The 20,657-nt window shown below is 63.3% G+C and carries 23 protein-coding genes; 8 read left to right on the top strand and 15 right to left on the bottom strand.

From position 1 onward, the window contains the following. On the bottom strand, nucleotides 1-504 hold a 504-nt coding region (locus CQ12_RS47030; RefSeq protein ID WP_057840134.1), incomplete at its 3' end, for a hypothetical protein. A gap of 185 nt (nucleotides 505-689) precedes the next feature. Between CQ12_RS47030 and CQ12_RS36690 the strand changes: the two genes are divergently transcribed. After that, the gene (locus CQ12_RS36690; protein ID WP_057840135.1) at nucleotides 690-1,808 is read left to right on the top strand and encodes a hypothetical protein; all 1,119 of its coding nucleotides are present in this window, start codon (nucleotides 690-692) and stop codon (nucleotides 1,806-1,808) included. A 9-nt stretch (nucleotides 1,809-1,817) separates the two neighbouring features. Here CQ12_RS36690 and clpS read toward each other — a convergent pair whose 3' ends face one another. Next, nucleotides 1,818-2,123 carry an ATP-dependent Clp protease adapter ClpS gene (gene clpS, locus CQ12_RS36695; RefSeq protein ID WP_057840136.1) on the bottom strand — a complete coding sequence of 102 codons (306 nt, stop codon included), beginning with the start codon at nucleotides 2,121-2,123 and terminating at the stop codon, nucleotides 1,818-1,820. Nucleotides 2,124-2,169: 46 nt separating this feature from the next. Further along, entirely contained in the window at nucleotides 2,170-3,483 is a 1,314-nt protein-coding gene (locus CQ12_RS36700; RefSeq protein ID WP_157088710.1) for a tetratricopeptide repeat protein, read from the bottom strand. A 229-nt stretch (nucleotides 3,484-3,712) separates the two neighbouring features. Here CQ12_RS36700 and CQ12_RS36705 point away from each other — a divergent pair, with 229 nt between their 5' ends. Further along, nucleotides 3,713-4,570, top strand: coding sequence for a DUF1194 domain-containing protein (locus CQ12_RS36705; RefSeq protein WP_057840138.1), 858 nt, complete (start codon nucleotides 3,713-3,715; stop codon nucleotides 4,568-4,570). A 55-nt stretch (nucleotides 4,571-4,625) separates the two neighbouring features. Here CQ12_RS36705 and CQ12_RS36710 read toward each other — a convergent pair whose 3' ends face one another. Continuing rightward, nucleotides 4,626-4,805 carry a hypothetical protein gene (locus CQ12_RS36710; protein WP_057840162.1) on the bottom strand — a complete coding sequence of 60 codons (180 nt, stop codon included), beginning with the start codon at nucleotides 4,803-4,805 and terminating at the stop codon, nucleotides 4,626-4,628. 175 nt (nucleotides 4,806-4,980) lie between these two features. Here CQ12_RS36710 and CQ12_RS36715 point away from each other — a divergent pair, with 175 nt between their 5' ends. Further along, on the top strand, nucleotides 4,981-5,445 hold the full coding sequence (locus tag CQ12_RS36715) for a hypothetical protein (RefSeq protein ID WP_057840163.1): 465 nt from the start codon (nucleotides 4,981-4,983) through the stop codon (nucleotides 5,443-5,445). Nucleotides 5,446-5,464: 19 nt separating this feature from the next. Here CQ12_RS36715 and CQ12_RS36720 read toward each other — a convergent pair whose 3' ends face one another. From CQ12_RS36720 to CQ12_RS36760, 9 genes are all read right to left on the bottom strand, one after another. Continuing rightward, nucleotides 5,465-6,652 carry a class I SAM-dependent RNA methyltransferase gene (locus CQ12_RS36720; RefSeq protein ID WP_057840164.1) on the bottom strand — a complete coding sequence of 396 codons (1,188 nt, stop codon included), beginning with the start codon at nucleotides 6,650-6,652 and terminating at the stop codon, nucleotides 5,465-5,467. Between the two features lie 52 nt (nucleotides 6,653-6,704). Then, a complete protein-coding gene (locus CQ12_RS36725) occupies nucleotides 6,705-7,466 on the bottom strand; it encodes a TlyA family RNA methyltransferase (RefSeq protein WP_430642300.1) in 762 nt (253 codons plus the stop codon). Continuing rightward, complete coding sequence (locus tag CQ12_RS36730) at nucleotides 7,463-8,026, bottom strand: nucleoside 2-deoxyribosyltransferase (RefSeq protein WP_057840140.1); 564 nt, start codon at nucleotides 8,024-8,026, stop codon at nucleotides 7,463-7,465. The genes CQ12_RS36725 and CQ12_RS36730 overlap by 4 nt, the downstream gene beginning before the upstream one ends. Nucleotides 8,027-8,090: 64 nt before the next feature. Continuing rightward, the gene (gene dxs / locus CQ12_RS36735; RefSeq protein WP_057840141.1) at nucleotides 8,091-10,016 is read right to left on the bottom strand and encodes a 1-deoxy-D-xylulose-5-phosphate synthase; all 1,926 of its coding nucleotides are present in this window, start codon (nucleotides 10,014-10,016) and stop codon (nucleotides 8,091-8,093) included. Nucleotides 10,017-10,365: 349 nt separating this feature from the next. Continuing rightward, a complete protein-coding gene (locus CQ12_RS36740) occupies nucleotides 10,366-11,664 on the bottom strand; it encodes a hypothetical protein (protein WP_057840142.1) in 1,299 nt (432 codons plus the stop codon). Between the two features lie 141 nt (nucleotides 11,665-11,805). Further along, nucleotides 11,806-12,057, bottom strand: coding sequence for an exodeoxyribonuclease VII small subunit (locus tag CQ12_RS36745; RefSeq protein ID WP_057840143.1), 252 nt, complete (start codon nucleotides 12,055-12,057; stop codon nucleotides 11,806-11,808). A 59-nt stretch (nucleotides 12,058-12,116) separates the two neighbouring features. Continuing rightward, nucleotides 12,117-13,052: a histone deacetylase family protein gene (locus CQ12_RS36750; protein ID WP_057840144.1), complete on the bottom strand. Its 936-nt coding sequence runs from the start codon at nucleotides 13,050-13,052 to the stop codon at nucleotides 12,117-12,119. 89 nt (nucleotides 13,053-13,141) lie between these two features. Further along, nucleotides 13,142-14,800, bottom strand: coding sequence for a bifunctional metallophosphatase/5'-nucleotidase (locus CQ12_RS36755; protein WP_057840165.1), 1,659 nt, complete (start codon nucleotides 14,798-14,800; stop codon nucleotides 13,142-13,144). Between the two features lie 111 nt (nucleotides 14,801-14,911). Next, complete coding sequence (locus CQ12_RS36760; protein WP_057840145.1) at nucleotides 14,912-15,676, bottom strand: crotonase/enoyl-CoA hydratase family protein; 765 nt, start codon at nucleotides 15,674-15,676, stop codon at nucleotides 14,912-14,914. A gap of 128 nt (nucleotides 15,677-15,804) precedes the next feature. On the opposite strand from CQ12_RS36760, the gene CQ12_RS36765 reads away from it, so the two are divergent. The 3 genes from CQ12_RS36765 (at nucleotide 15,805) to CQ12_RS36775 (ending at nucleotide 18,393) form a co-directional block, all read left to right on the top strand. Next, the gene (locus tag CQ12_RS36765) at nucleotides 15,805-16,758 is read left to right on the top strand and encodes a ring-cleaving dioxygenase (RefSeq protein ID WP_057840146.1); all 954 of its coding nucleotides are present in this window, start codon (nucleotides 15,805-15,807) and stop codon (nucleotides 16,756-16,758) included. 159 nt (nucleotides 16,759-16,917) lie between these two features. After that, a complete protein-coding gene (locus CQ12_RS36770) occupies nucleotides 16,918-17,124 on the top strand; it encodes a DUF1737 domain-containing protein (protein ID WP_057840166.1) in 207 nt (68 codons plus the stop codon). 471 nt (nucleotides 17,125-17,595) lie between these two features. Then, on the top strand, nucleotides 17,596-18,393 hold the full coding sequence (locus CQ12_RS36775; RefSeq protein WP_245310312.1) for a hypothetical protein: 798 nt from the start codon (nucleotides 17,596-17,598) through the stop codon (nucleotides 18,391-18,393). A 71-nt stretch (nucleotides 18,394-18,464) separates the two neighbouring features. Here the strand turns inward: CQ12_RS36775 and CQ12_RS36780 are convergent, their stop codons facing one another. Then, nucleotides 18,465-18,680: a hypothetical protein gene (locus CQ12_RS36780; protein WP_057840148.1), complete on the bottom strand. Its 216-nt coding sequence runs from the start codon at nucleotides 18,678-18,680 to the stop codon at nucleotides 18,465-18,467. A gap of 99 nt (nucleotides 18,681-18,779) precedes the next feature. Continuing rightward, nucleotides 18,780-19,118, bottom strand: a complete 339-nt coding sequence (locus CQ12_RS36785; RefSeq protein ID WP_057840149.1) for a hypothetical protein — start codon at nucleotides 19,116-19,118, stop codon at nucleotides 18,780-18,782. Nucleotides 19,119-19,304: 186 nt separating this feature from the next. On the opposite strand from CQ12_RS36785, the gene CQ12_RS36790 reads away from it, so the two are divergent. Then, on the top strand, nucleotides 19,305-19,496 hold the full coding sequence (locus CQ12_RS36790) for a hypothetical protein (RefSeq protein WP_157088711.1): 192 nt from the start codon (nucleotides 19,305-19,307) through the stop codon (nucleotides 19,494-19,496). Further along, complete coding sequence (locus CQ12_RS36795; RefSeq protein WP_057840151.1) at nucleotides 19,493-20,620, top strand: hypothetical protein; 1,128 nt, start codon at nucleotides 19,493-19,495, stop codon at nucleotides 20,618-20,620. Before CQ12_RS36790 ends, CQ12_RS36795 begins: the two co-directional genes overlap by 4 nt. Nucleotides 20,621-20,657 lie beyond the last annotated feature (37 nt).

Consider the following 20,657-nt stretch of genomic DNA (forward strand, 5'->3'; position numbering starts at 1 on the left):
CGCGTCCCAGAAGCCGACCCGCCCGCGGTTTCGCTCGGCGCCGACAATCATGAGCAAGGTCATGGCGGCGACTACGGGGCTCCAGAACTTGCCGATGATCGAGAACTGATCGAACGCCATGCCGTCGAGCCCGCTCATCATGTGCGGCGCGAGCGACATGTATCCAGCCACCAGCAAGACGCTCGTCGCGCCAATCATCAAAAGGCCGATCCGCCACAGGATCGCGCGCGTCAAACGGGATTGTTCCGCGAATTCGAGCGCGCCGAGATTGGTCTGGCCCTGAGCCAGTTCGATCGAGCGCTGCGTCACCACGAGGAAAGCATGCAGAACGGCGATGCTGGCGAACACTGTGGCCGGAACGGCCATCCAGGCGTTGTTGAACGCAATCACGCGCATGGAAGCGGCTAGCACCAGCCAGGGCATCGCTTCGAAAAAGCGAAATGGCCCGAATGAAACGTTGGGAAAGGCTTGGCTCTGAAGCTGCCGGCGCAGTGCGGTCGTCATGTCGCGACCATACTTGCGGAGGTTGAAGCCTCGATGGTGCTATTGGCTAAAATTGAACGGAAGCTGACGTTCCGGATGCTGCGCGATCCCGCGCGGACCTGTTGTGCGGGCGCAAGCGGTTAACGAGGCGTTAACCATATTTATTCATTTGTTGCTAATCATTTCTCGCGCCGGAGGGTGCTTTCGTGACGATCTCGGTTGGATCAAACGCAGCCTCCTACCTCAGCTATGCCGGCAATGCGTACGGGGCAGGCAACACGGCGTCGAAAGCCAGTCCTGCCTCGACCGACACCACCGACACGTCCGCGCCGTCATCGTCGACCTCCGTCACTCTGTCTGACGAGGCCAAGGCCTATCTGGCGCGAACGGCGGCGGAAAGCGAACAGCCTTCAATCGCGACCCTCACCACGAGGGCGCGCGCCTGGTTCGACCAGCAATATGTTGCGCTTGGAACGTCATCGGCGATGCTCGACGGGCAGGTCGCCGTCGATTTTTCCGGCCAGACGCGCGCCACTTTGTCGGTGATTGCTGACAACGCGAACGGCCAGTTCTCGACCGACGAGGTGACGGCGGCGACTAGGACATTGCAGGCCCGATTCAACGACGCCGTGTCTCCCCATGTCGTGATTGCCCGGCACACCGGAGATTATGCAAGCCTTTACGCCGCGGCGTCGGATTATCTCGATCAGGCCGGCAGCGACGAGAAGGCAACGGCGGCCTGGAAGGATCAGAAGCAGGCCGTGCTGGAGGGCCTGGCCGCGGCCAGAGCAAGCTTCGGCAAGGCCCCTGTCACCGGCAACGATGCGGACCCGGTGAGGGCGCTGCTCGACAAAGCCCGAACGCAAACCTCATCGAACACGGATTCAAGTCCGGATGCGCTGGTAACCAACGCGCGGGCAATGCTCGACGCGCAAGCGGGTAACGCCAGGGACAATGGCAAGGACCTGGTATTCACCGGCGGCAGGCAGGCCGGACAGCAGGTGGATTTCACGGACTTCGACAATCGAACCCTGGCCATCATGGCGCTGAACGCCGATGCGTCGTTCTCGGCGCAGGAAGCCAGCGCCGCGAAGGCAGAACTCAACCAGCGCACACGAAGCAGCCTGGTGAACGCATTCGGCGGCGACGGCATACGGGCCAACAGTCTGTCGCTGCTCCAGCAATATTCGAACATGAGCTCCGAAGAGCGAAGCGTTCTCGGCTTCACCGAAGATTACGCCAACAGGATCGTTGCGAACTACCGCACGGCGGCATCGATACAGAACAATCTCGGTTCCGGTGCCGGGCTGGCGGCCTATTTCTAGTGGCGCCCGCTATTCCTCCGGCTCGGTGGTGAACAGCAGCGGATAGCCCTTGGCGCGGCCGGCGTCGGTGGCGCGGGTGGCCTTGGTTTCCGCGACATCCCTGGTGAACACGGCGACCACGCAGACGCCGCGGCGGTGCGCTGTTATCATCACCTTGTGGGCCTGGTCCTCAGTCATGCGGAATTCGGCTTTCAGCACCGTGACGACGAATTCGCGTGGTGTGTAATCGTCATTGATCAGGATGACCTTGTGCAGCCGCGGCCGCTCGGTCTTGGTTTTGACCTTCGTTTTTGGCGTGGCGGTGGTATCAGCCATTCCAGCGTAATCCCGAAGCGAGCGAATTTTGGCAGGCCAGCAGCGCTCAGTTGGCGCGGCAATCTGCCAGGCGCTGCGCCATGGTCTGATCGCCGCGGCTGACGGCCGTCTCGATCAGTTTACAGGCTCCGGGCCGGTCCTGAAACTGGGCGTTTGCCGAGAGTTTCAGCGCTATCAGGGCGGCCATCGCGCCGGGCTCGTCGAGTTCCGCTGCTTCCACCGCGTAATAGAGCGTGCCCTTGGGATGGCTGACCTGCGTTTCCGGATATTCGGCAAGCAGCCGCACCACCTGCATGCGGGCGTCGAAGTCCCACGCACCGGCGCGGTCGATCAGGTTGACCGCTTCCTGGATGTCGCGCGGCAGCAGCTTGCCTTCGAGCATGAGCTGTCCGAGCATGCCCTTGGCCATCCAGCTATCGCGCGGGCCTTTCAGCAACGACACCGCGCGCTTGGGGTCGGCAGGGCCGCCTTCGCCTGCGATCAGCATTTCGGCAAGCGGCACGATCGCGCCGCCGGGATCGGGACGGCGGGCTTCCTCGAGCAGCTCGCGTGCGCGCACCGGGTTTTCCTTGCGGATCGCGATGGCCAGTTCGCGCTGGGCGCCGAACACGCCGGCCTGTGTCGTTCTTTCCAGCATGTCGAGGCCGCGGGCACGCTCCTCCGGTTTGTCTGAGGTCACCAGCAAGCTGCCGAGCATCACAAGCAAACCGCCTTTGCTCGAGCTTTTTGCCGGGTTCTCGACTGCGCGCTCCGCCCAGTATCGTGCCGCCGCGGGATCGCGCTTCACGGTGGTGCCGCGATCGAGTAGCGCGGCCAGCCTGGACGTGGCGGCGGGATGGCCGAGTTCGGCCGCCTTGCGCAGCGCCTGATCGGCCTCGGCGCGGGTGACCAGCGGCACCTTGTCAAGGTCGCCGCGATCCCAGGAGCGATGATGTTCGTAGAGCTGGAAGTACGCCTCGCCACTGCCCTGCGACGCCGCTTCGCGCAGCATGGCAATCGCCTCACCCTTCTGCGCGTAGGGCAGGTTGCGCGCATACGCGGCCTTGAGATCGGCGTTCGCTGGATTGGCTTCGAATGCCATCTTGCAGGCGTCGTGGTGCAAGTCCCAGCGCCGGCGTTTGGCGTCGCCGTCGAGATACTCCTTCGGCTCTTCAAAGAGCTGCTCGCAGAGTTCAATGGCATTCTGCGGCGTCAGCACCGGTTCCGGTTGCGCCACCTTGGGCTGGCCGGGGCCTGAGAATACCAACGGCAATGACAGCACCGCGACGACAAGTGCTGCGAATATCCCCGACCAGAGCGCGATCGTGCGTGTTGCCGGGGGTAGGCTGTCATTTGCTGGAATTTTCGGGGGCGTAACCATGTCCGTGCCGCTCGCGGCCTCTTGCTGGCCGCACGTTTCTGTCGCGGGAAGCGCGAGATTTGTTCAAAAGCGGTATCGGGAGCCTATCCTTGCCGCTGATAACACCAGGAACCGTGCCTGGACGCCTGAATGTTCGGCACTAACCCGAATGTGAAGGACAAATGATTTCAGCGCTTTGCGTCCGCCGTTTTGCATGTCACCATCACTGTCGTTCGACGGGAGGGCCGCAATGCGCTGGTATGTCTCGATCGGGGTCGTGCTTGTAGCCGGCGCACTCGCCGGCGGAGACGTGGCGAGTTTTGCCGCGCCGAACCCGGCGAACCGGCCGGGCCAGCAACTGAGCGCCGCCAACAAGGATGCCCATCCGACCGTCGATGTGGAACTCGTCCTTGCCGTCGACGTCTCCTACTCGATGGATCTGGATGAACTCGCGCTGCAGCGGGAAGGCTACGCGCAGGCGATCGTCTCCAAGGAGTTCCTGCAGGCGCTGAAGAGCGGCCCGAACGGCAGGATCGCGATCACCTATTTCGAATGGGCGGCCTCCACCGACCAGAAGATCATCATCCCCTGGCGGGTGATCGACGGGCCGGAGACGGCCGATGCCGTCGCCAACGAGATCGTCAAAACCCCGATCCGCCGCGCCTCGCGCACCTCGATTTCGGGTGCGATCAATTTCGCCATGCCGCTGTTCGAGGAGAACCCGCACCGCGGCCTGCGGCGAGTGATCGATATTTCCGGCGACGGCCCGAACAACAACGGCATGCCGGTGACGGTCGCCCGCGATGCCGCGATCGAGAAGGGCGTCATCATCAACGGTCTGCCGATCATGGTGAAGGAGCCGTCCTATTCCACCATGGATATCGACAATCTCGATTTCTATTACGAGGACTGCGTCATCGGCGGCCCCGGCTCGTTCGTGGTCACGATCAAGGAGCGCGAAAAGTTCAAGGAAGCGATCCGTACCAAGCTGCTGCTGGAAATCGCCGGCCGCACCCCCGAACGCCCCGTCGTGCCGGCCGCCGGCCGGGAGCCGCGCGTCAATTGCATGATCGGCGAAAAGATCTGGCAGGACCGCTGGGGAAGGTAGGTCCTTCTTAACCTCCCTTGGAGGGTGAGCAACGGCCGAACATGTTTCGATAGGCTCAATCGCCCTTGCTGCGGCGCTGATGCCGCTCGAGGCGCTGCCGCTGCGCTCTCATGCGCTTGATGTCCTCATCGAGCGCGTCCATTTCCTCGCTGCGTCGCTCGTCCCTCGACTTCTGATCGTTGGAGCGCAGTTTTCCCAGCACTTTCTCCACGGAGAGTTTTGGTGTCTCAGCCATCGTTATTCCCATGCCCTGGGGTGGCGATAGACGGATGATCTATCGCAAGATCTGCGCTGCCGGACGGCGCATCTTGATCTAGGTCAATATCGCCGAACCGGCGGTGCCGAACGATGCCTCGCTTGCCGCGCGCATCGACCCGGTCACCACGTCCATCGATACCAGAGTAGGGCACATGAGACTTCCCGTCTGGCTGCTGGCCGCAATGCTATCGCTGACGGGTGCAGGCGCAGGTCACGCAAAGGTCAGGATTGCGAATGACCGGGGCGGAATTATCGAGCGTTACATCGATCGATACAAGCAATTGAGGGCTTCGCGGCAATCGGTGATCATCGACGGCCTTTGCGCCTCGGCCTGCACGATCGTGCTGTCGGAGATTCCTCACGACAGGATCTGTGTGACTTCAAAAGCCAGGCTGGCATTCCACGCGGCCTGGGATTTCGGTCTGCGCGGTCGCGCGGTCACGAATCGGGGAGCGACGCGATGGCTCTATTCGATGTATCCCTCGCCAGTGCGGCAGTGGATCGCCGGTCGCGGTGGCTTGACGCCGCGCACGATCTTTCTGCAGGGCAGGCAACTGGAGGAGATGTATCGCCCTTGTGACCTCAATGCGCTGGCCACCCTCGGCACGCGCAGATGATCGTCTTGACGAGGAGGCGTCAGCGCCTGAACCGCGCCACCAGCTCCACATGCGGCGTGTGGCGGAACTGGTCGACCGGCGTGACGCCTTCAATCCGGTAGCCGCCGTTGATCAAGATCTTCGCGTCGCGTGCGAAGGTCGTGACGTTGCAGGATACCGCAACCACCGTCGGCACCTTGCTCGCAGCCAACTGTGTCGCCTGCGCCTGCGCGCCCTGCCGCGGCGGGTCGAATACGACCGCATCGAAGTCGCGCAGTTCCTGCGGCATCAGCGGGCGGCGAAACAGGTCGCGCGCCTCGGCCTTCACCGGCTTCAGTCCCGATGTGGAGGTCGCTGCCTTCTGCAGCGCCGCAACTGCGCCGGCGTCGCTGTCGAGCGCGATTACCCGTGACTTCGCCGCCAGCCGCAGTGCGAAGGGGCCGACGCCGCAAAAGAGATCGGCGATATGTTTGGCGCGCCTGCAATGATCCGATACCAGCTCGGCCAGCGCCGCTTCGCCTGCCACCGTTGCCTGCAGGAACGAGCCGGGCGGCAGAACGACCTGCGCGCTGCCCATCGAGACGACCGGCGGCGTTTGCATCAGGACCAGTTCGCCGTGGCGCGTCAGCCGCGCCAGCCGGTGCTGTCCGGCGATGCGCGACAGAAGCGCAATCATGGCTGATGACACCGGGCCGGAGCCGCGCACGTCGACATCAAGCCCGCTATTGGTCGCCGTGACCTGGATATCGAGCGGCTTGCCCATCGCGATCAGCGGCTCGGCGATGGCCCAGGCCGCCTCGATCGCGCTGCCGAGTTGCGGGTCGAGGATCGGGCAGCGGTCGATCGGGACGATGTCGTGCGAACCCGCCGCCGCATAGCCGACCTTGAGCACGTCGTGCGTGCCCATCCGCGCGTGCAGGGTGATGCGCCTGCGGCCCGCGCCATGGGCGTCGACCAGGGGCGCGACGTCGCAATCGATGCCCGCCTGCGCCAGCGTTGTCACCACGAGCTCGCGCTTCCAGGCGCGATAGGGCGCGGCGTCCCAGTGCTGGATCGCACAGCCGCCGCAGACGCCGAAATGCGGACAGAACGGCGCGACGCGCGCCGGGCTTGCGGTTTCGACCTTGAGCAATCGCCGGCGGTCGGGATGGTGGCCGGGCACCGGGCCGACTGCCACCGTCTCGCCGCCCAGCGTGTAGGGAACGTAGACATTGCCGCCGCCCGACATGGCGACGCCATCGCCATGGTGGCCGACGTGGTCGATGACGAGGCACTCGCTCTCAGCCACGGCGCGCGCCCATGAAGAATTCGATATTGCCGTCGCCGCCCTTGATCGACGACGGAAATACCTCGATGCCGGTGCAGCCGAGGGATGCGGCGAACGCCGAAATGTCGTCGCAGATTTCCTGATGCACCATGGCGTTGCGGATGATGCCGTGCTTGGAATGCTTTCGCTCCGCCTCGAATTGCGGCTTGATCAGCGCGAGCAGCTGCATGGGGGCCGCCGCCAGCTCCAGCGCGACCGGCAGCACCGCCTTCAGTGAAATGAAACTGACGTCGATCACGACGACATCGGGCCGCGCGGGCAGTCGCTTGCCTTCGTATTTGCGAATATCGGTTTCTTCCATCGACACGACACGGGGATGGCCGTGCAGCGAGGGATGCAACTGGCTGTGGCCGACATCGACGGCGAACACGAGGCTGGCGCCGTTTGCCAGCAACACCTCGGTAAAGCCGCCGGTGGAGGCGCCGACGTCGAGGCAGACGTGGCCCTCGATATCGATCGGATATTGCTCCAGCGCGCCGGCGAGCTTGACGCCGCCGCGCGAGACCCAGGGGTGCGCGGGCTGCGCGCTCAAATTGGCATTGGCGGCGATCATTTCCGACGCCTTTGACACCGGCCGGCCGTCGGCCATGACGCCGCCAGCGTCGATCGCGGCGCGGGCTCGCGCACGGCTTTCGAACAGGCCGCGCTCGACCAAAAGCACGTCCACGCGCTTGCGGGCCGAAGTCTCTTTGTCGTCCTTGCCAGCCAATGTCAGTCCGGTCTGCCGGTGGCGCGATCCGCCGCGAGCGCGACGCAGGCCTCGAACGAGGTGAGATCGAGCCAGATATCTTGAGGCGGCTCTCGCGGCGTCACCAGTCTAGCACCATGCAGGTCCAGCGTGTGGATCATCATGAGATTGTCGGGCAGGCCGAAATCCTCCACCGTGAGTCCATCGGCGTCGATCATGTGACCGGCGTCCGACGTCGTGATGCGGAACGACCGCGCCACGCGGTCGGCGTAGATGGCCGGATCGTTGCTGTAGGCAAAACAGCGCTTGCCGCGGCCGGCCATGTAGCCGAGTTCATAGACTGTGCCGGCGTCGGCACTGGGGCCGCGAAATGGCGTCAGGTTGGCAATGATCGCATCCGCCGCATCCATCATGGCCTGGTTGGCCTTGAAGATCGCGAGCGAAGCATCGGTGGCGGCGAGATCGACCGCATTGTCGAGCGGATAGAGGCCGGTCAACCCATAGCGGGCGCAGATCGCGGCCTTGCGGCGGCCGATCTCGACGGCATCCGGCAGGAACACGTCGGGACCTGCCAGATAGATCTTCATGGAATTACCGGCGAAAGGGCCAAACTTCGGTTCTGATCAAGTCAGAACCGAAGAAGCTTAAGCCTCAGGCGAGCTTGACGGTCTCGGTCTTGTAGTCCTTGCCGAGCGCATCGAACACCTTGGCGACGATGCCCTTGGCGTCGAGGCCGGCATGGGCATACATCGCGGTCGGCGAGTCGTGATCGATGAACTCGTCGGGCAGGATCATCGCCCGCATCCGCAAACCGCCGTCGAGCATGCCGTGGTCGGACAGCGTCTGCATGACGTGCGAGCCGAAGCCGCCGATCGAGCCTTCCTCGATGGTGAGCAGCACTTCGTGGTCGCGCGCCAGCTTCAGCACCAGATCGACGTCGAGCGGCTTCATGAAGCGCGCGTCGGCGATGGTGGTGGAGAGGCCGTGGGCGGCGAGTTCGTCGGCCGCCTTTTCACATTCGGCCATGCGCGTGCCGAACGAGAGCAGGGCGACCTTGCTGCCCTGGCGGACGATGCGGCCCTTGCCGATTTCGAGGGGAATGCCGACCTCCGGCATTTCGACGCCGCGGCCTTCGCCGCGCGGATAACGCACCGCGCTCGGCCGGTCGTTGATCGCAACCTGCGTCGCGACCATGTGCACCAGCTCAGCCTCGTCGGACGCCGCCATGATGACGAAGTTCGGCAGACAGCCGAGATAGGCGTTGTCGAATGAACCGGCATGGGTCGCGCCGTCGGCGCCGACCAGGCCGGCGCGATCGATCGCAAAACGCACCGGCAGGCTCTGGATCGCGACGTCATGGACCACCTGGTCGTAGCCGCGCTGCAGGAAGGTCGAGTAGATCGCGCAGAACGGCTTGTAGCCTTCGGTGGCGAGACCGGCCGCAAACGTCACCGCATGCTGCTCGGCGATGCCGACGTCGAAGGTGCGGTTCGGGAACGCCTTGTTGAAGATGTCGACGCCGGTGCCGGACGGCATCGCCGCGGTGATGGCGACGATCTTGTCGTCCTTCTCGGCTTCCTTGACGAGGCTCTGGCCGAACACGTTCTGGTAGGCCGGCGCGTTCGGCTTTGCCTTGGCTTGGGCACCGGTTGCGACGTCGAACTTGACGACTGCGTGGTACTTGTCGGCGGAGGCTTCGGCCGGGCCGTAGCCCTTGCCCTTCTGCGTCACGACGTGGACCAGGATCGGCCCGGTTTCCATGTCGCGGACGTTCTTCAGAACCGGCAGCAGATGGTCGAGGTTGTGGCCGTCGATCGGGCCGACGTAATAGAAGCCGAGTTCCTCGAACAGCGTGCCGCCGTCCATCATGAAGCCGCGGGAATATTCCTCGACGCGGTTGGCGCGGTTGGCAATGATCTTGGGCAGACGCTTGTTGATCTGTTTGGCCGCCTCGCGCAGCGTGCGATAGGTCTTGCCGGAGTAGAGGCGGGAGAGATACGCGCTCATCGCGCCGACCGGCGGCGCGATCGACATGTCGTTGTCGTTGAGGATCACGATCAGCCGCGAGTTCATCGCACCGGCGTTGTTCATGGCTTCATAGGCCATGCCGGCGGACATCGAGCCGTCGCCGATCACGGCGATGATGTTGTTCTTGCCGCCAGAGAGGTCGCGCGCCACCGCCATGCCGAGGCCGGCGGAGATCGAGGTCGAGGAGTGCGCGGCGCCGAACGGGTCGTAGTCGCTTTCGCTGCGCTTGGTGAAGCCGGAGAGGCCGCCGGCGGTGCGCAGCGTGCGGATGCGATCGCGGCGGCCGGTCAGGATCTTGTGCGGATAGGCCTGGTGGCCGACGTCCCAGATCAGGCGGTCGCGCGGCGTGTCGAAGGTGTAGTGGATCGCGGTGGTGAGTTCCACGACGCCGAGGCCGGCGCCGAAGTGGCCGCCGGTCACCGACACGGCGTCGATGGTTTCCTGGCGGAGTTCGTCGGCGACCTGCCGCACCTGCTCGATCTTGAGCTTGCGGAGGTCATCGGGTGTGCGAATGGTGTCGAGAAGCGGCGTTTTACTAAATGTGGTCACAGCGATATTCCAATTTTGCAAGTCAGGGCGAACGGCCTGACGCGAGACGGGAAGCGCGTTAACCGCGCCGTGAAAATCCAGACCCGCCTGCCAGTCCCGCAGGCCGGTACCTGATTTGAAACCCTAGATGCACTCCGGTTTAAACCATGTGAGATGCATCACTTAGTCGCTCGGAACCCTTCCCGGTTCAGTTTCTTTAGCTATTTGAGGTGCTTGCCGCCGCCCGAAGTCAGCCGCAGGCTGCTCTCCACAGCCCATAGAACCGCAAGCTTTACACCAAAGCCGCCGTTAAAGCCAACCCGGAGAGCCTAATCGGTTCCGCCGTTCTGGGGCAAAAAGCCTCGATTTTTCAACCACTGCGGCGGGCAGATGGTTCCACTTTGCTCAAATCGGCGGCACTTTGGGCCGTCATGGTAACCGCTTCGATTCGCTTCCAGGCCCGATCGCGCACCGCGGAATCGCCCGTGGCGATATCCAACGCGGCATCGGGGAGGGTCATCCGGGCGCTGAGCGGGACCGGCCCGCAGACGATCATGAAGAAGTCGTAGGCGTTGGGCAGTTCGTTGGCCATCACGAACTGGAAATGCACGCGGAAGAACTGCCAGCGAAACTTCTTGTAATGTTCGGGCAGGATGATGTCGCGGAAGCGGACCGGCACGATTGTCGGATTGCGCCTTGAGGCGCCGACGTCGATGCCATGGCTCGCGATCGGATCGAACTGGTAGAAGTTCATCACGTCCTTGCGCGCCTGACAGTCGATCCAGTCGATCGACGGCTCGACCGCCAGCATCCGCAGATGCTCGCGAAATTCTGTCGATACGGCGTGATAGCCCACGATCGGGAAATTGCCGCCGATCGTCAGCAGCACGATCCGCGGTCCGTGACGGCCGAGCTCCGGATCGAGCTTGAGTGCGCGCGCCAGCATTTCCGTCGACAGGAACGATCCGGAACTATGGCCCACGATGACGATCTCGTCAGCGTCGGTGCTCTTCGCCGTCTTGATGAGATGCCGCGCGAAGCGGTCGATGCGCTGGTCCCACTCCGGGCGCTCGCGGCGCGAGAACTCCCAGGTCCAGATCGTGTCGCACAGCAGATAGAGCACGTAGGTGGCATTCTCGGTGTATTTCAGCACAACGCCGAGCAGAGCGACGAAGAGCCCGATTGCGATGGCGATGCTGAAAATATCGGGAATGCCGAGCGCATTGAGCCCCTTCTCGAAAACAAAGGCGATGGCAGCGGCGCACGCGGCTTCCAGCAACAGCATCAAATGCGGATAGGTGATGAAAGTTGCAAAACGCCAGTTCGCCTTGCCGAAGCGGCCGATGGTGCCGGCGAACACGAGGCGCCAGTAGATCCACACCGCACTGAACACCGTGCGCCAGATCGGCGAGGCCAGGTCCTGCTGGATGAAATCCTCGAACCGGAGGAAATCGTAGGACGTGCGGGTCTGCCAATCCTCGGCCTTGGTGTCGATGGTCCAGGACGCGATCTCGTCGTCGGAGGCGACCTTGGGGCGGCTGATGGTGGCCTGGAGCTGGTAGAGCCGGCCGAACTTGCGCAGCTCGGTCCGGAACATGCGGTAATATTGCGCCAGCCCGCGCGGATCGTAGCCCTGAATATAGATGATATGGCGGTGCTGGACGCGCACGTAGTGTCCCCAAGTGTCGGCGGACTATATCAGGCTGTGTAGCGCCGGAAGAACTAATTCGGCCGTTCCACATGCGCGGAGGTGTAGAAATTCGCCCAATATTTCCGATTGTTGCGCCGAATCCTGAAAGGACAGGGCGTCTTACTGGACGTCGAGCGGCTCGGTCCCCGTGGCCTGGCCGTTCGCGTCCGTCGTGATCTTGTCGACGCGGGCCTCAGCCTGCCGCAGCAGTTCTTCGCAGCGGCGCTTCAGCGCTTCGCCCCGCTCATAGATCGCGACCGATTCCTCGAGCGGCACCTTGCCGTCCTCCAGCCGTTTCACGATCGATTCGAGTTCCTCGATCGCGCGCTCGAAGGAGAGTTTCTTGACGTCCGCTTGCGTATTTTCGGCCATATCGAGTTCCCGGATGCGCCCCCGGTCGGAAGCGCAGAATCAAGCAAATTATTTCGGGCCTATTGTGGCGGCGCGCCCATCAACGCGGTGACATGCGCGGCGACCGACTCTTTCAGCCCCTGCAGGTCGTAGCCGCCTTCCAGCACCGAGACAACCCGGCCGCCGGCGCTCGAATCAGCCACATCCATCAGCTTGCGGGTGACCCAGCCGAAATCGTCCGCCTTCAGGTTGAGCGAGGCGAGGGGATCGCGGTAATGCGCGTCGAATCCGGCGGAGATGATCACGAGCTCCGGGGAGAATTTCTGCAACTGCGGCAGGATCAGGTTTTCGAATGCTGCGCGGAACTTGGCGCTGCCGTCCTCGGAAGCCAGGGGCGCATTGACGATGGTGTCGTGCTCGCCGCGCTCGCCGCTGGCGCCGGTGCCGGGAAACAGCGGCATCTGGTGCGTGGAGCAGTACATCACGGTCGGATCGTGCCAGAAAATGTCCTGCGTGCCGTTGCCGTGATGAACGTCGAAATCGACGATCGCGGCGCGGCCGATGCCGTATTTGCGCTGGGCGTGGCGCGCGGCAATGGCGACATTGTCGAAGAAGCAGAAGCCCATCGGCTTCGAGACCTCGGCATGGTGACCGGGCGGGCGCACCGCGACGAAGGCGTTCTGATGGGTTCCGGACATCACTGCGTCGGTTGCGGCCACCGCGCCGCCGACGCCGCGCATCACCGCTTCCCAGGTGCCCGGCGACATCGAGGTGTCGCCGTCGATATAGATCATGCCGCTCTGCGGGGCGATGTGGCGGAGCTCGCCGACATAATGCTCGCCGTGGCACAGCGTGACGGAATCGAGGCTGCCTTCCGGTGCCTCGCTGCGCGTGAGCGGCTTGAAGCGCTCGTCCGCCAGCACCTCGGCGACCGCGCGCAGCCGGTCGGGCCGCTCGGGGTGCCCCGGGGGCGTGACATGGTCGAGACAGGCGGTATGGGTCAGAAGCAGCGTCATGCAAAAATCCTGGCGTAGAGGAGCGCGCCGGCAAGGAGCGGCTAATCTAGGCCGTTAGAGGCCGCTCGGAAAGGCCCACGGCGCCAGCCTCAGTTGATCCGGACAATGCGATCGGCGGCGGTCGGGGCGATCGGGCTGTTCGCCGCAAAATAGGTATGCAGTGCGTCCACGTCATAGACGCCGATCAGCGGGGCTGTTCCTTCCGTGAGCACGGTAAAGCCGTCGCCGCCGACGAACAGGAAATTGTTGACGGTGACGCGGTAGTGCGCGGCGGGATCGATCGGCTGCCCGTTCAGCGACATTCGTTCGGCGATGATCCGCTCGCCATCGCCCTTCGATCCGTCCCAAGCGTAGCTGAATCCTTTCGACACCTGCAGGATCCGCGGCCGCTTCGGGTCGCGCCATTGCTGCTCCAGCATGTCCTTGATCTGCTTTCCGCTCAGCGTCAGCGTCACCAGTTGATTGCGGAACGGCTGGCTGGCGAACAGGTCGGCATAGGTCACCGCGCCATCTTCCCTCCGGGTAACGTCGGCGCGGACGCCGCCGGGATTGGTGAAGGCGATGACTGCACCGCCTTTTGCTTCTGCGCCGGTCGCCGCGAGCTGCGCGTCGGCGATGATGTCGCCGAGCGGACTTTCGCCGGCGGCGTTCGGCACGCGCGACAGCGTTGCGGTTATCGAACCCGCCGGGCGGTTAGCGATCGGCGCGGCAAGCCTGTCATAGGCGTCGAGCAGTGCGGTCTGTTGCGCATCCTTTGCCAGCGTGGCGGTGCGGACGATATTGTTGCCGGCCTTGGCGCTCACGACGTCGCGCGTGACGGGGTCGAGCTTCAGATCGATCGCGGTGACGAGCGTGCCGTATTTGTCGCCTGACGTGACCAGCCGTCCGTCGATCTCGCAGACATAGGCGCGGTGGGTGTGGCCGGAGACCACGACATCCACCGCCTTGTCGAACTTCTTGACGATATCGACGATTGGCCCGGAAATGCCGGAGCATTCATTGTAGTCCCCGGTCGGCAATCCGCCTTCGTGGATCAGCACCACGATGGCCTCGACGCCGCGCGCCTTCAGCTCCGGGATCAGCGCATTCACCGTATCGGCCTCGTCGCGGAATTCGAGGCCGGCAATGCCGACGGGCGAGACCAGGCCAGGAGTGCCTTTCAAGGTCAGGCCGATGAAGGCGACCGGAATGCCTTCGAATGTGCGAATTTCATAGGCGGGAAACACCGTCTTGCCGCTACTTTTCTCGAACGTGCTGGCGGCGAGATAGCGGAATTTCGCGCCCGTAAACGGATGCGGCCCCTGGCATTGGTCGACCGGGTGGCAGCCGCCGTTCTGCATGCGCAACAGCTCGTCCTTGCCCTCATCGAATTCGTGATTGCCGACGGCAGAAATATTCAAGCCCATCATCGACAGCGCTTCGATCGTCGGCTCGTCATGGAACATCGCCGACAGAAACGGGCTGGCGCCGATCAAATCGCCGGCCGCGACGAAGATCGAGTTCTTGTGCCCGTCGCGAAGCTGGCCGACCAGCGTCGCCATGTGTTCGGCGCCGCCGGCTTCGACGGTGATCTTCCTCGTCGCGTCCTCGGGGTCGGTAATCGTGATCCCGCCCGGGGGCGGGCGGAGGTAGCCGTGAAAATCGTTGATGGCGAGAATGCGCAGGCCCACAGGCGCGGTCTGCGCGAGGGAAGCGACAGGCGCCAGCATGATCGTCAGCGCAAGGATGGGGCGGAAGAGATTTCTCATGAACATCGATATCGTAGCCCGCATGAGCGCAGCGACATGCGGGACGGGCGGGAGTTTGAAATCCCGGATGTCGCTGCGCTCATCCGGGCTACGCAGATTATTTCCGCGTCGTTACCCCTTCTTCCGCTCGAAGAATGCCTTGAACGCCGTCACCGCTTCCTTCGAGCGCAGCCGCTCGCCGAACAGGTGGCCTTCCTGGTCGATCCGGCGCGTCATGTCCTCCGGCGGCAGTTTTAGCAATTTGCGCGTGATCGCGACCGCTTCCGCCGGCAGCGCGCAAATCTCGCGCGCGACCTTGCGCGCCTCGGCTTCGGTGTGTCCGGGCGCCACCACCACATTGACGAAGCTCGCCTCGCGCGCCTCGTCGGCGGACATCTTGCGTCCCATCACCAGCATGGCGAAGGCGCGCTGGTGCCCCATGCTGCGTGGCATCAACAGGCTGGAGGCGCCTTCGGGCACCAGTCCGAGATTGATGAACGGCGTGGAGAAGGTCGCGGTCGTGCTGGCCAGTACATAGTCGCAATGGAACAGCATGGTGGTGCCGATGCCGATCGCGACGCCGTCGACGGCAGCGATAATCGGCTTGACGTTGTGCGCCAGCGAATAAAGCAGTTTGACGGCGTTGGAGGCGCCGCGTGGCGTATCGGTATCGGATGTGCTCTCTTTCAGAAAATCCTCGAGATCGTTGCCGGCGGTGAACACGCCCGAACCGCCTGTAATGATGATGCAGCGGATATCGGGGTTGTTCTGCGCCTTGTCGATCGCATCGCTCATCCCGCGATACATGTCCTGGGTGAACGCATTCTTCTTCTCGGGTCGCCGCAGCTTGATCACGCGCGTCGCGTCTTCGTCCGACACAATGAGGTGTCCGGTCATGAACTTGCCCCTAAAGCAGGCGGCCACGCTGCCGCTGGCCAATCATCCGGCCACATCCTACATGATCCGCCAAGGGGCCCAACCACTCCGTGCAATTTTCTCGGGGATGTGACTACGAGGTTAATGCAATGCAGCTAGGCGGAATCCATCATCTGACCGCGATCTCGGCGAAGCCGCGGGATAATTTGGCCTTCTACACCGGCCTGCTTGGCATGCGGCTGGTGAAGAAGACCGTCAACCAGGACGACGTCAGCGCCTATCACCTGTTCTACGCCGACGGCAAAGCCAATCCCGGCACGGATCTCACCTTCTTCGATTTTCCCGCCGCGCCCGAGCGGCGCGGAACCAACTCGATCTCGCGCACCGGGCTGCGCGTCGCCGGCGAGAAGGCCCTCGGCTACTGGCGCGATCGCCTCAATAAGGCAGGCGTGGAGACCCCTGACATCATCGAAGTCGACGGCCGCCTGACGCTGCCGTTCGAGGACGGCGAGGGGCAGCGACTGGTGCTGATAGACGATGGCGGTGTGGGCCCGGCCTCGCCGTGGGAGAAGAGCCCGGTGCCGGCGGAGCATCAGATCCGTGGGCTCGGTCCGATCGTGCTGACCGTGCACGATCTGTCGCGCACCGCCTTCGTGCTGACCGAGGTCATGAACATGCGTTGCGCGCGCGAGTACGCCGCCCATGGCGCGCAGATTCACGTGTTCGAAATGGGCGATGCAGAGGGAGAGAGCGGCCCCGCCGCCGAGCTGCACGTGCTTGAGGACAAGGCCTCGCCGATCGCCCGCCAGGGCGCCGGCGGCGTGCACCACGTCGCGTTCCGCACCCCCGACGAGGCGCAGTATCACGCCTGGACGAAACGTCTGACGGACTTGCGTATCCCCAACAGTGGCGAGATCGACCGCTTCTATTTCCGCAGCCTGTATTTCCGCGAGCCCAACGGCATCCTGTTCGAGATCGCCACCGACGGCCCGGGCTTTGCAACCGACGAGCCGATGGAATCGCTCGGTGAAAAACTGGCATTGCCGCCGTTCCTCGAGCCGCGCAGAGCGCAGATTGAGGCAGGGTTGAAGCCGATTTCGTAGGTTCGCAGGATGGATAGAGCGATTTGTCCGCCGTAGCTCGACGAGCGAAGGCGGAAGCGAAACCCAGCACCTCCAGGTCGCAATTGATGGGTATCGCTTTCGCTCCACCCATCCTACGGGCTACAACACCAAAGCTTGTTCGAACCTGTGAAGGCCATCATGAAGGTCTATCGATATCTCACCGGCAAGGATGACGCCGCATTCTGCCATCGGGTGACCGATGCTCTGAACCGCGGGTGGCAGCTTTACGGGCAACCGACTCTGACATTCGACCAGTTGCGCGGCGAAGTGATCTGCGGGCAAGTCATCACCAAGGACGTCGAAGGCAAGACCTACGATCCCGAAATGGATTTGTCGAAGCTGTAGTGCAGAAGACTTCGCAGGATGGGTGGAGCGACTTGTCCGCCGTTGCTCGACGAGCGAAGGCGGAAGCGAAATCCATCATCCGTTCTACGCCGCAGTTGATGGGTATCGCTTGCGCCCCACCTATCCTGCGTGCTGCAGGCTGCGCTCACGAAAATTGTTGAGCGACACACCCTCTCACCGTCAAACGCCTTTCGGCCCGTTGCGCGCTGCATGTAGGCGCGGGCATTCGGCTTGGAGCAGGGGCAGGGAACTCGGCGACGAATGCAGCGCGCTCGCGAAGGGTCAGAGTTCCTTCCGTAGTTCTCCGGCCGTGAACATAGTTTCGCCTTCTCGGCTGCGTTAAACGCCAATGTTAGCTCGCCGTAGTGCAGATGCCCGGATCGCTTTCAGGCGGGCGCCATTGCATTTGATACGGAGCACCAAATGGATTCCATGCGGGACGATAAGCTCGCGGAAGGCCAGATCGCGAGCTTGGAGCAGCAGTTTTCGAACCTGGCGCGCGAAGTCGGAATCAGTCCTTCGGCCCCGCCGACCAGCATGGAGACGCCTCGCCCTTCGCTGGCAACGGGTCATCGGTTGGCAGGTTGGCGCTCTCTGGTTTTCGTCGGTTCTCTGTTGGCAGCATCCATTGGTGTCGCTGCCTGGCGGTCATCCTCCGTTGATACGGCGATGAAGGCCCCCTCAGATCCAACACCTCTGACACAGGCAGCGCCGGAAGCGGCTGCGCCGAAAGACGTCGCATCGGTTACCGTTGGCCTGTCTTCCGGGTCGGCGCAGCAGCCCCAGCCGATGGCGAGCGATCTCGCTGCCTTGAGGCAAACGGTCGAACAGCTCAAGGAGAGGCAGGAACAATTGGTCCGCGACAATGAAAATCTCACGAGCCAATTGGCGGCGAGCCGGGAAGAAATGGCGCGCAACAACAGTATCGTCGAGCAGATGAAGGCGACACAGATCCAGATGGCGCGCGAAAGCCAGGCGCTTACCGAGCGGGTCAACGCAAGCCAGGAACAACTCGCCCGCAGCATCGCCAGCGCTTCAGATCCAAAGTCGATGCCCGAAGCGCCAAAGATGATTCCTGAGGAGCCAAAGGCGATGCCGGAAGCGCCAAGGATGATGTCCGAAGAGCCAAGGGTGATGCCGGAAATACCACTGCCGCGTCCGCGGCAGCCGGCCACTGTCGGCCAGGCGCAAAAGCCTTCGCCAACCGCGGCGCGGCCGCAACCCAAAAAACCGCAACCGCTATTGGCATGGCCATGGTCAGTGCGCTAATGCACCCGGCCGCCTGAAACCATGAGCCACTCCGCGCCTGCACCGCCCCAGCGCGAGATAGTTTGCGTTTCTCAGGCTTCGTTCTTCGGAATGTACTTCCCGAGTACGCATTTGTAGCTTTGCAATCGCCACGCGTGATACGGACCCTTGGCAAGCCAGTCGGCAATTCCGATTTGCGCGTTGACTGCGCAGGCGCCCATGGTGATGCCGGACTGCTCACTGGTGGTGACGACTTTTTCGAGACAGAGCTGGCTGTTGCAGAGAACAGCGATGAGGGTGACGAGCATGGTGACCTTCGTTGAAAAGAGAACTTCCTGTTTTCAGCTCATGCAGGGTTCATGCCACCCTTGATGCACGCGTGTCCTCCCGGATATTCCGTGGACGCACTAACCTGTAAAAATACGGTGCAAACCGAGCCTTTTGGCGCGGTACGGCGGCAGCAACGCCTGAAGAATACAAGTTGCGTCGACAATAGAGTCCGCGCGTGCACGATTCGCAAAGCGTAGAACTACGGTCAACACGCCGGAATGGCCGCGACTGTCATCATGCGGCAACAGTTCTGGATGCTTTGACTTGAGCTGCGCCAAGGCGTCGCTCTTCGCAGGATGGTGGAGCGAAGCGATGCCCATCGCGGGCCCGCGAGCAACGCCGATGTAATTCGCCGAGCAGCCGGCGGAAAAGCGAGAGTGCCAGCCCGCAAATTCAGCCGGTGGCGGCGTCAGCATTGAAGCGCATTTCGGACTCAATCCGGACGAGCGCGCCTCACCACGTGTGCACGGTTCCGGTCAGCGATCAGCATGAGACATTCGTGCAACAACCGTCGTCCTAAATTCCGTAAGGCGAATCGTTGAGCAGCGATGACTTGCGTGTGCGGATATAATCGCGTCAACGAATCCGGGAAGGGGTTTTCGATGTCGAAGTTTGCGATCGGCGAGCAAGTCGAAAACGTTGCCAACGATCACGAGTCGGGCGCGGTTGTCGACGTGTGTCCGACCGTTGACGGAAGTTCGAGATATGCGGTCGACACGGAAGGTTACGGCGCACTTCAGTTCTTCGCCGGGGAAAAGCTGACTTTTGCCGTTTCGAGGCGGGGTGCCACATGACAGGCCGTGCAACCACGCGAGCGATCTCCGCGACCGAACCGACGGAGGGCGACAGCGACGCCATGCGCATCAGGCATCAGCTTGATGCCTGGGCCAATGCCTCAAGTCGTACCCCTAGATTGGTGGCGACGCCTGCGGAAGCCCTCGGCAGTGAACCATCCGGGGAGGCGCCCCAGGCGACAAGGAAACGCAGCCGCTCCTCTTCGGCGACCGGTCGTGGCAAAGCCACCAGGGCGACCAAGGCCAAAGCAGCGGAAACGACGACAGCAACGGCAACGGGAGCGACCGAGGCCTCCGTCGAGCCGGAGGTGCCCAGCGCACCGCCTGAGCCGCCGATGGTTTCCGCCGAGCCCGCGATGCCTGCGGCCGTTTCTGTCGTTCCCGCCCCACCAAGGCGGGAACGCACCAGCCGCGCCTTTGCCGTTGCTGCCGCTCTCGCACTGGCGACGGTGGCTGCCTATTTTTCAGTCGCGGGCATGGCCGAAATATTTCCCGGCGATCCCGTTGCGGTGATGGTGCTCGCCGCCACGATGGAAGCCGGCAAGCTCGTGATCGCGGGATGGCTGGCCGCGCATTGGCGCCAGACCAGCTGGAAAATGCGCTCGGTGATGGTCGCGCTCGTCGCGGGGCTTGCGCTGATCAACGCCGCCGGCGTGTTCGGCAAGCTGGTCGAGGCGCATGTCAGCGTTGCGTCCACCGCGCGTTCCGGCGTTACCGAGCGCATCGAAGCACTCGACGCCCGTGTAGTGGCGCAAACGGCCGCCATTGCCGATCTCGCCGGCCGCATCGCGCAGATCGACCGTGCCGTCGATGAATCGACCCGGCGCGGCCGGGTGACGCGGGCTCTCAACATCGTCAGCCAGGAGCGCGCGACACGGGACGGGCTGGATGCGCAGCGGCAGGCGGCCACCGCGACACTGGTGGACCTGCAGGCACAACGCGCGGCGCTGGCCGGCGAACGCTCGCGCATCGAAGCCTCCACAGGACCGATCCAGTATCTCGCCATGATGGTCGGCGCGGCGCCAGAAGCCGCGGTGCGATGGCTGATATTGCTGATGGTGCTGTGCTGCGATCCCGCAGCAATCGCCCTGACGGTCGCGGCAGCTGCCTCGCGACGGCAATGAGCAGGGGAGCGATATCCGGGGCGTCGCTCCCGCATGT

Origin of the sequence: Bradyrhizobium jicamae, from assembly GCF_001440395.1 — a bacterium.
Taxonomy (GTDB): domain Bacteria; phylum Pseudomonadota; class Alphaproteobacteria; order Rhizobiales; family Xanthobacteraceae; genus Bradyrhizobium; species Bradyrhizobium jicamae.

Excerpts from the sequence above, each read along its gene's own strand:
- CQ12_RS36765 (WP_057840146.1), top strand. The coding sequence starts at position 15,805 with ATGCAGCTAGGCGGAATCCATCATCTGACCGCGATCTCGGCGAAGCCG.
- CQ12_RS36720 (WP_057840164.1), bottom strand. The coding sequence starts at position 6,652 with ATGTCGGGCGGCGGCAATGTCTACGTTCCCTACACGCTGGGCGGCGAG.
- CQ12_RS36700 (WP_157088710.1), bottom strand. The coding sequence starts at position 3,483 with ATGGTTACGCCCCCGAAAATTCCAGCAAATGACAGCCTACCCCCGGCA.
- CQ12_RS36780 (WP_057840148.1), bottom strand. The coding sequence starts at position 18,680 with ATGCTCGTCACCCTCATCGCTGTTCTCTGCAACAGCCAGCTCTGTCTC.
- CQ12_RS36750 (WP_057840144.1), bottom strand. The coding sequence starts at position 13,052 with ATGACGCTGCTTCTGACCCATACCGCCTGTCTCGACCATGTCACGCCC.
- CQ12_RS36755 (WP_057840165.1), bottom strand. The coding sequence starts at position 14,800 with ATGAGAAATCTCTTCCGCCCCATCCTTGCGCTGACGATCATGCTGGCG.
- CQ12_RS36770 (WP_057840166.1), top strand. The coding sequence starts at position 16,918 with ATGAAGGTCTATCGATATCTCACCGGCAAGGATGACGCCGCATTCTGC.
- CQ12_RS36710 (WP_057840162.1), bottom strand. The coding sequence starts at position 4,805 with ATGGCTGAGACACCAAAACTCTCCGTGGAGAAAGTGCTGGGAAAACTG.
- CQ12_RS36760 (WP_057840145.1), bottom strand. The coding sequence starts at position 15,676 with ATGACCGGACACCTCATTGTGTCGGACGAAGACGCGACGCGCGTGATC.
- CQ12_RS36790 (WP_157088711.1), top strand. The coding sequence starts at position 19,305 with ATGTCGAAGTTTGCGATCGGCGAGCAAGTCGAAAACGTTGCCAACGAT.
- CQ12_RS36745 (WP_057840143.1), bottom strand. The coding sequence starts at position 12,057 with ATGGCCGAAAATACGCAAGCGGACGTCAAGAAACTCTCCTTCGAGCGC.
- CQ12_RS36785 (WP_057840149.1), bottom strand. The coding sequence starts at position 19,118 with ATGCTGACGCCGCCACCGGCTGAATTTGCGGGCTGGCACTCTCGCTTT.
- clpS (WP_057840136.1), bottom strand. The coding sequence starts at position 2,123 with ATGGCTGATACCACCGCCACGCCAAAAACGAAGGTCAAAACCAAGACC.
- CQ12_RS36705 (WP_057840138.1), top strand. The coding sequence starts at position 3,713 with ATGCGCTGGTATGTCTCGATCGGGGTCGTGCTTGTAGCCGGCGCACTC.
- CQ12_RS36715 (WP_057840163.1), top strand. The coding sequence starts at position 4,981 with ATGAGACTTCCCGTCTGGCTGCTGGCCGCAATGCTATCGCTGACGGGT.
- CQ12_RS36795 (WP_057840151.1), top strand. The coding sequence starts at position 19,493 with ATGACAGGCCGTGCAACCACGCGAGCGATCTCCGCGACCGAACCGACG.
- CQ12_RS36730 (WP_057840140.1), bottom strand. The coding sequence starts at position 8,026 with ATGAAGATCTATCTGGCAGGTCCCGACGTGTTCCTGCCGGATGCCGTC.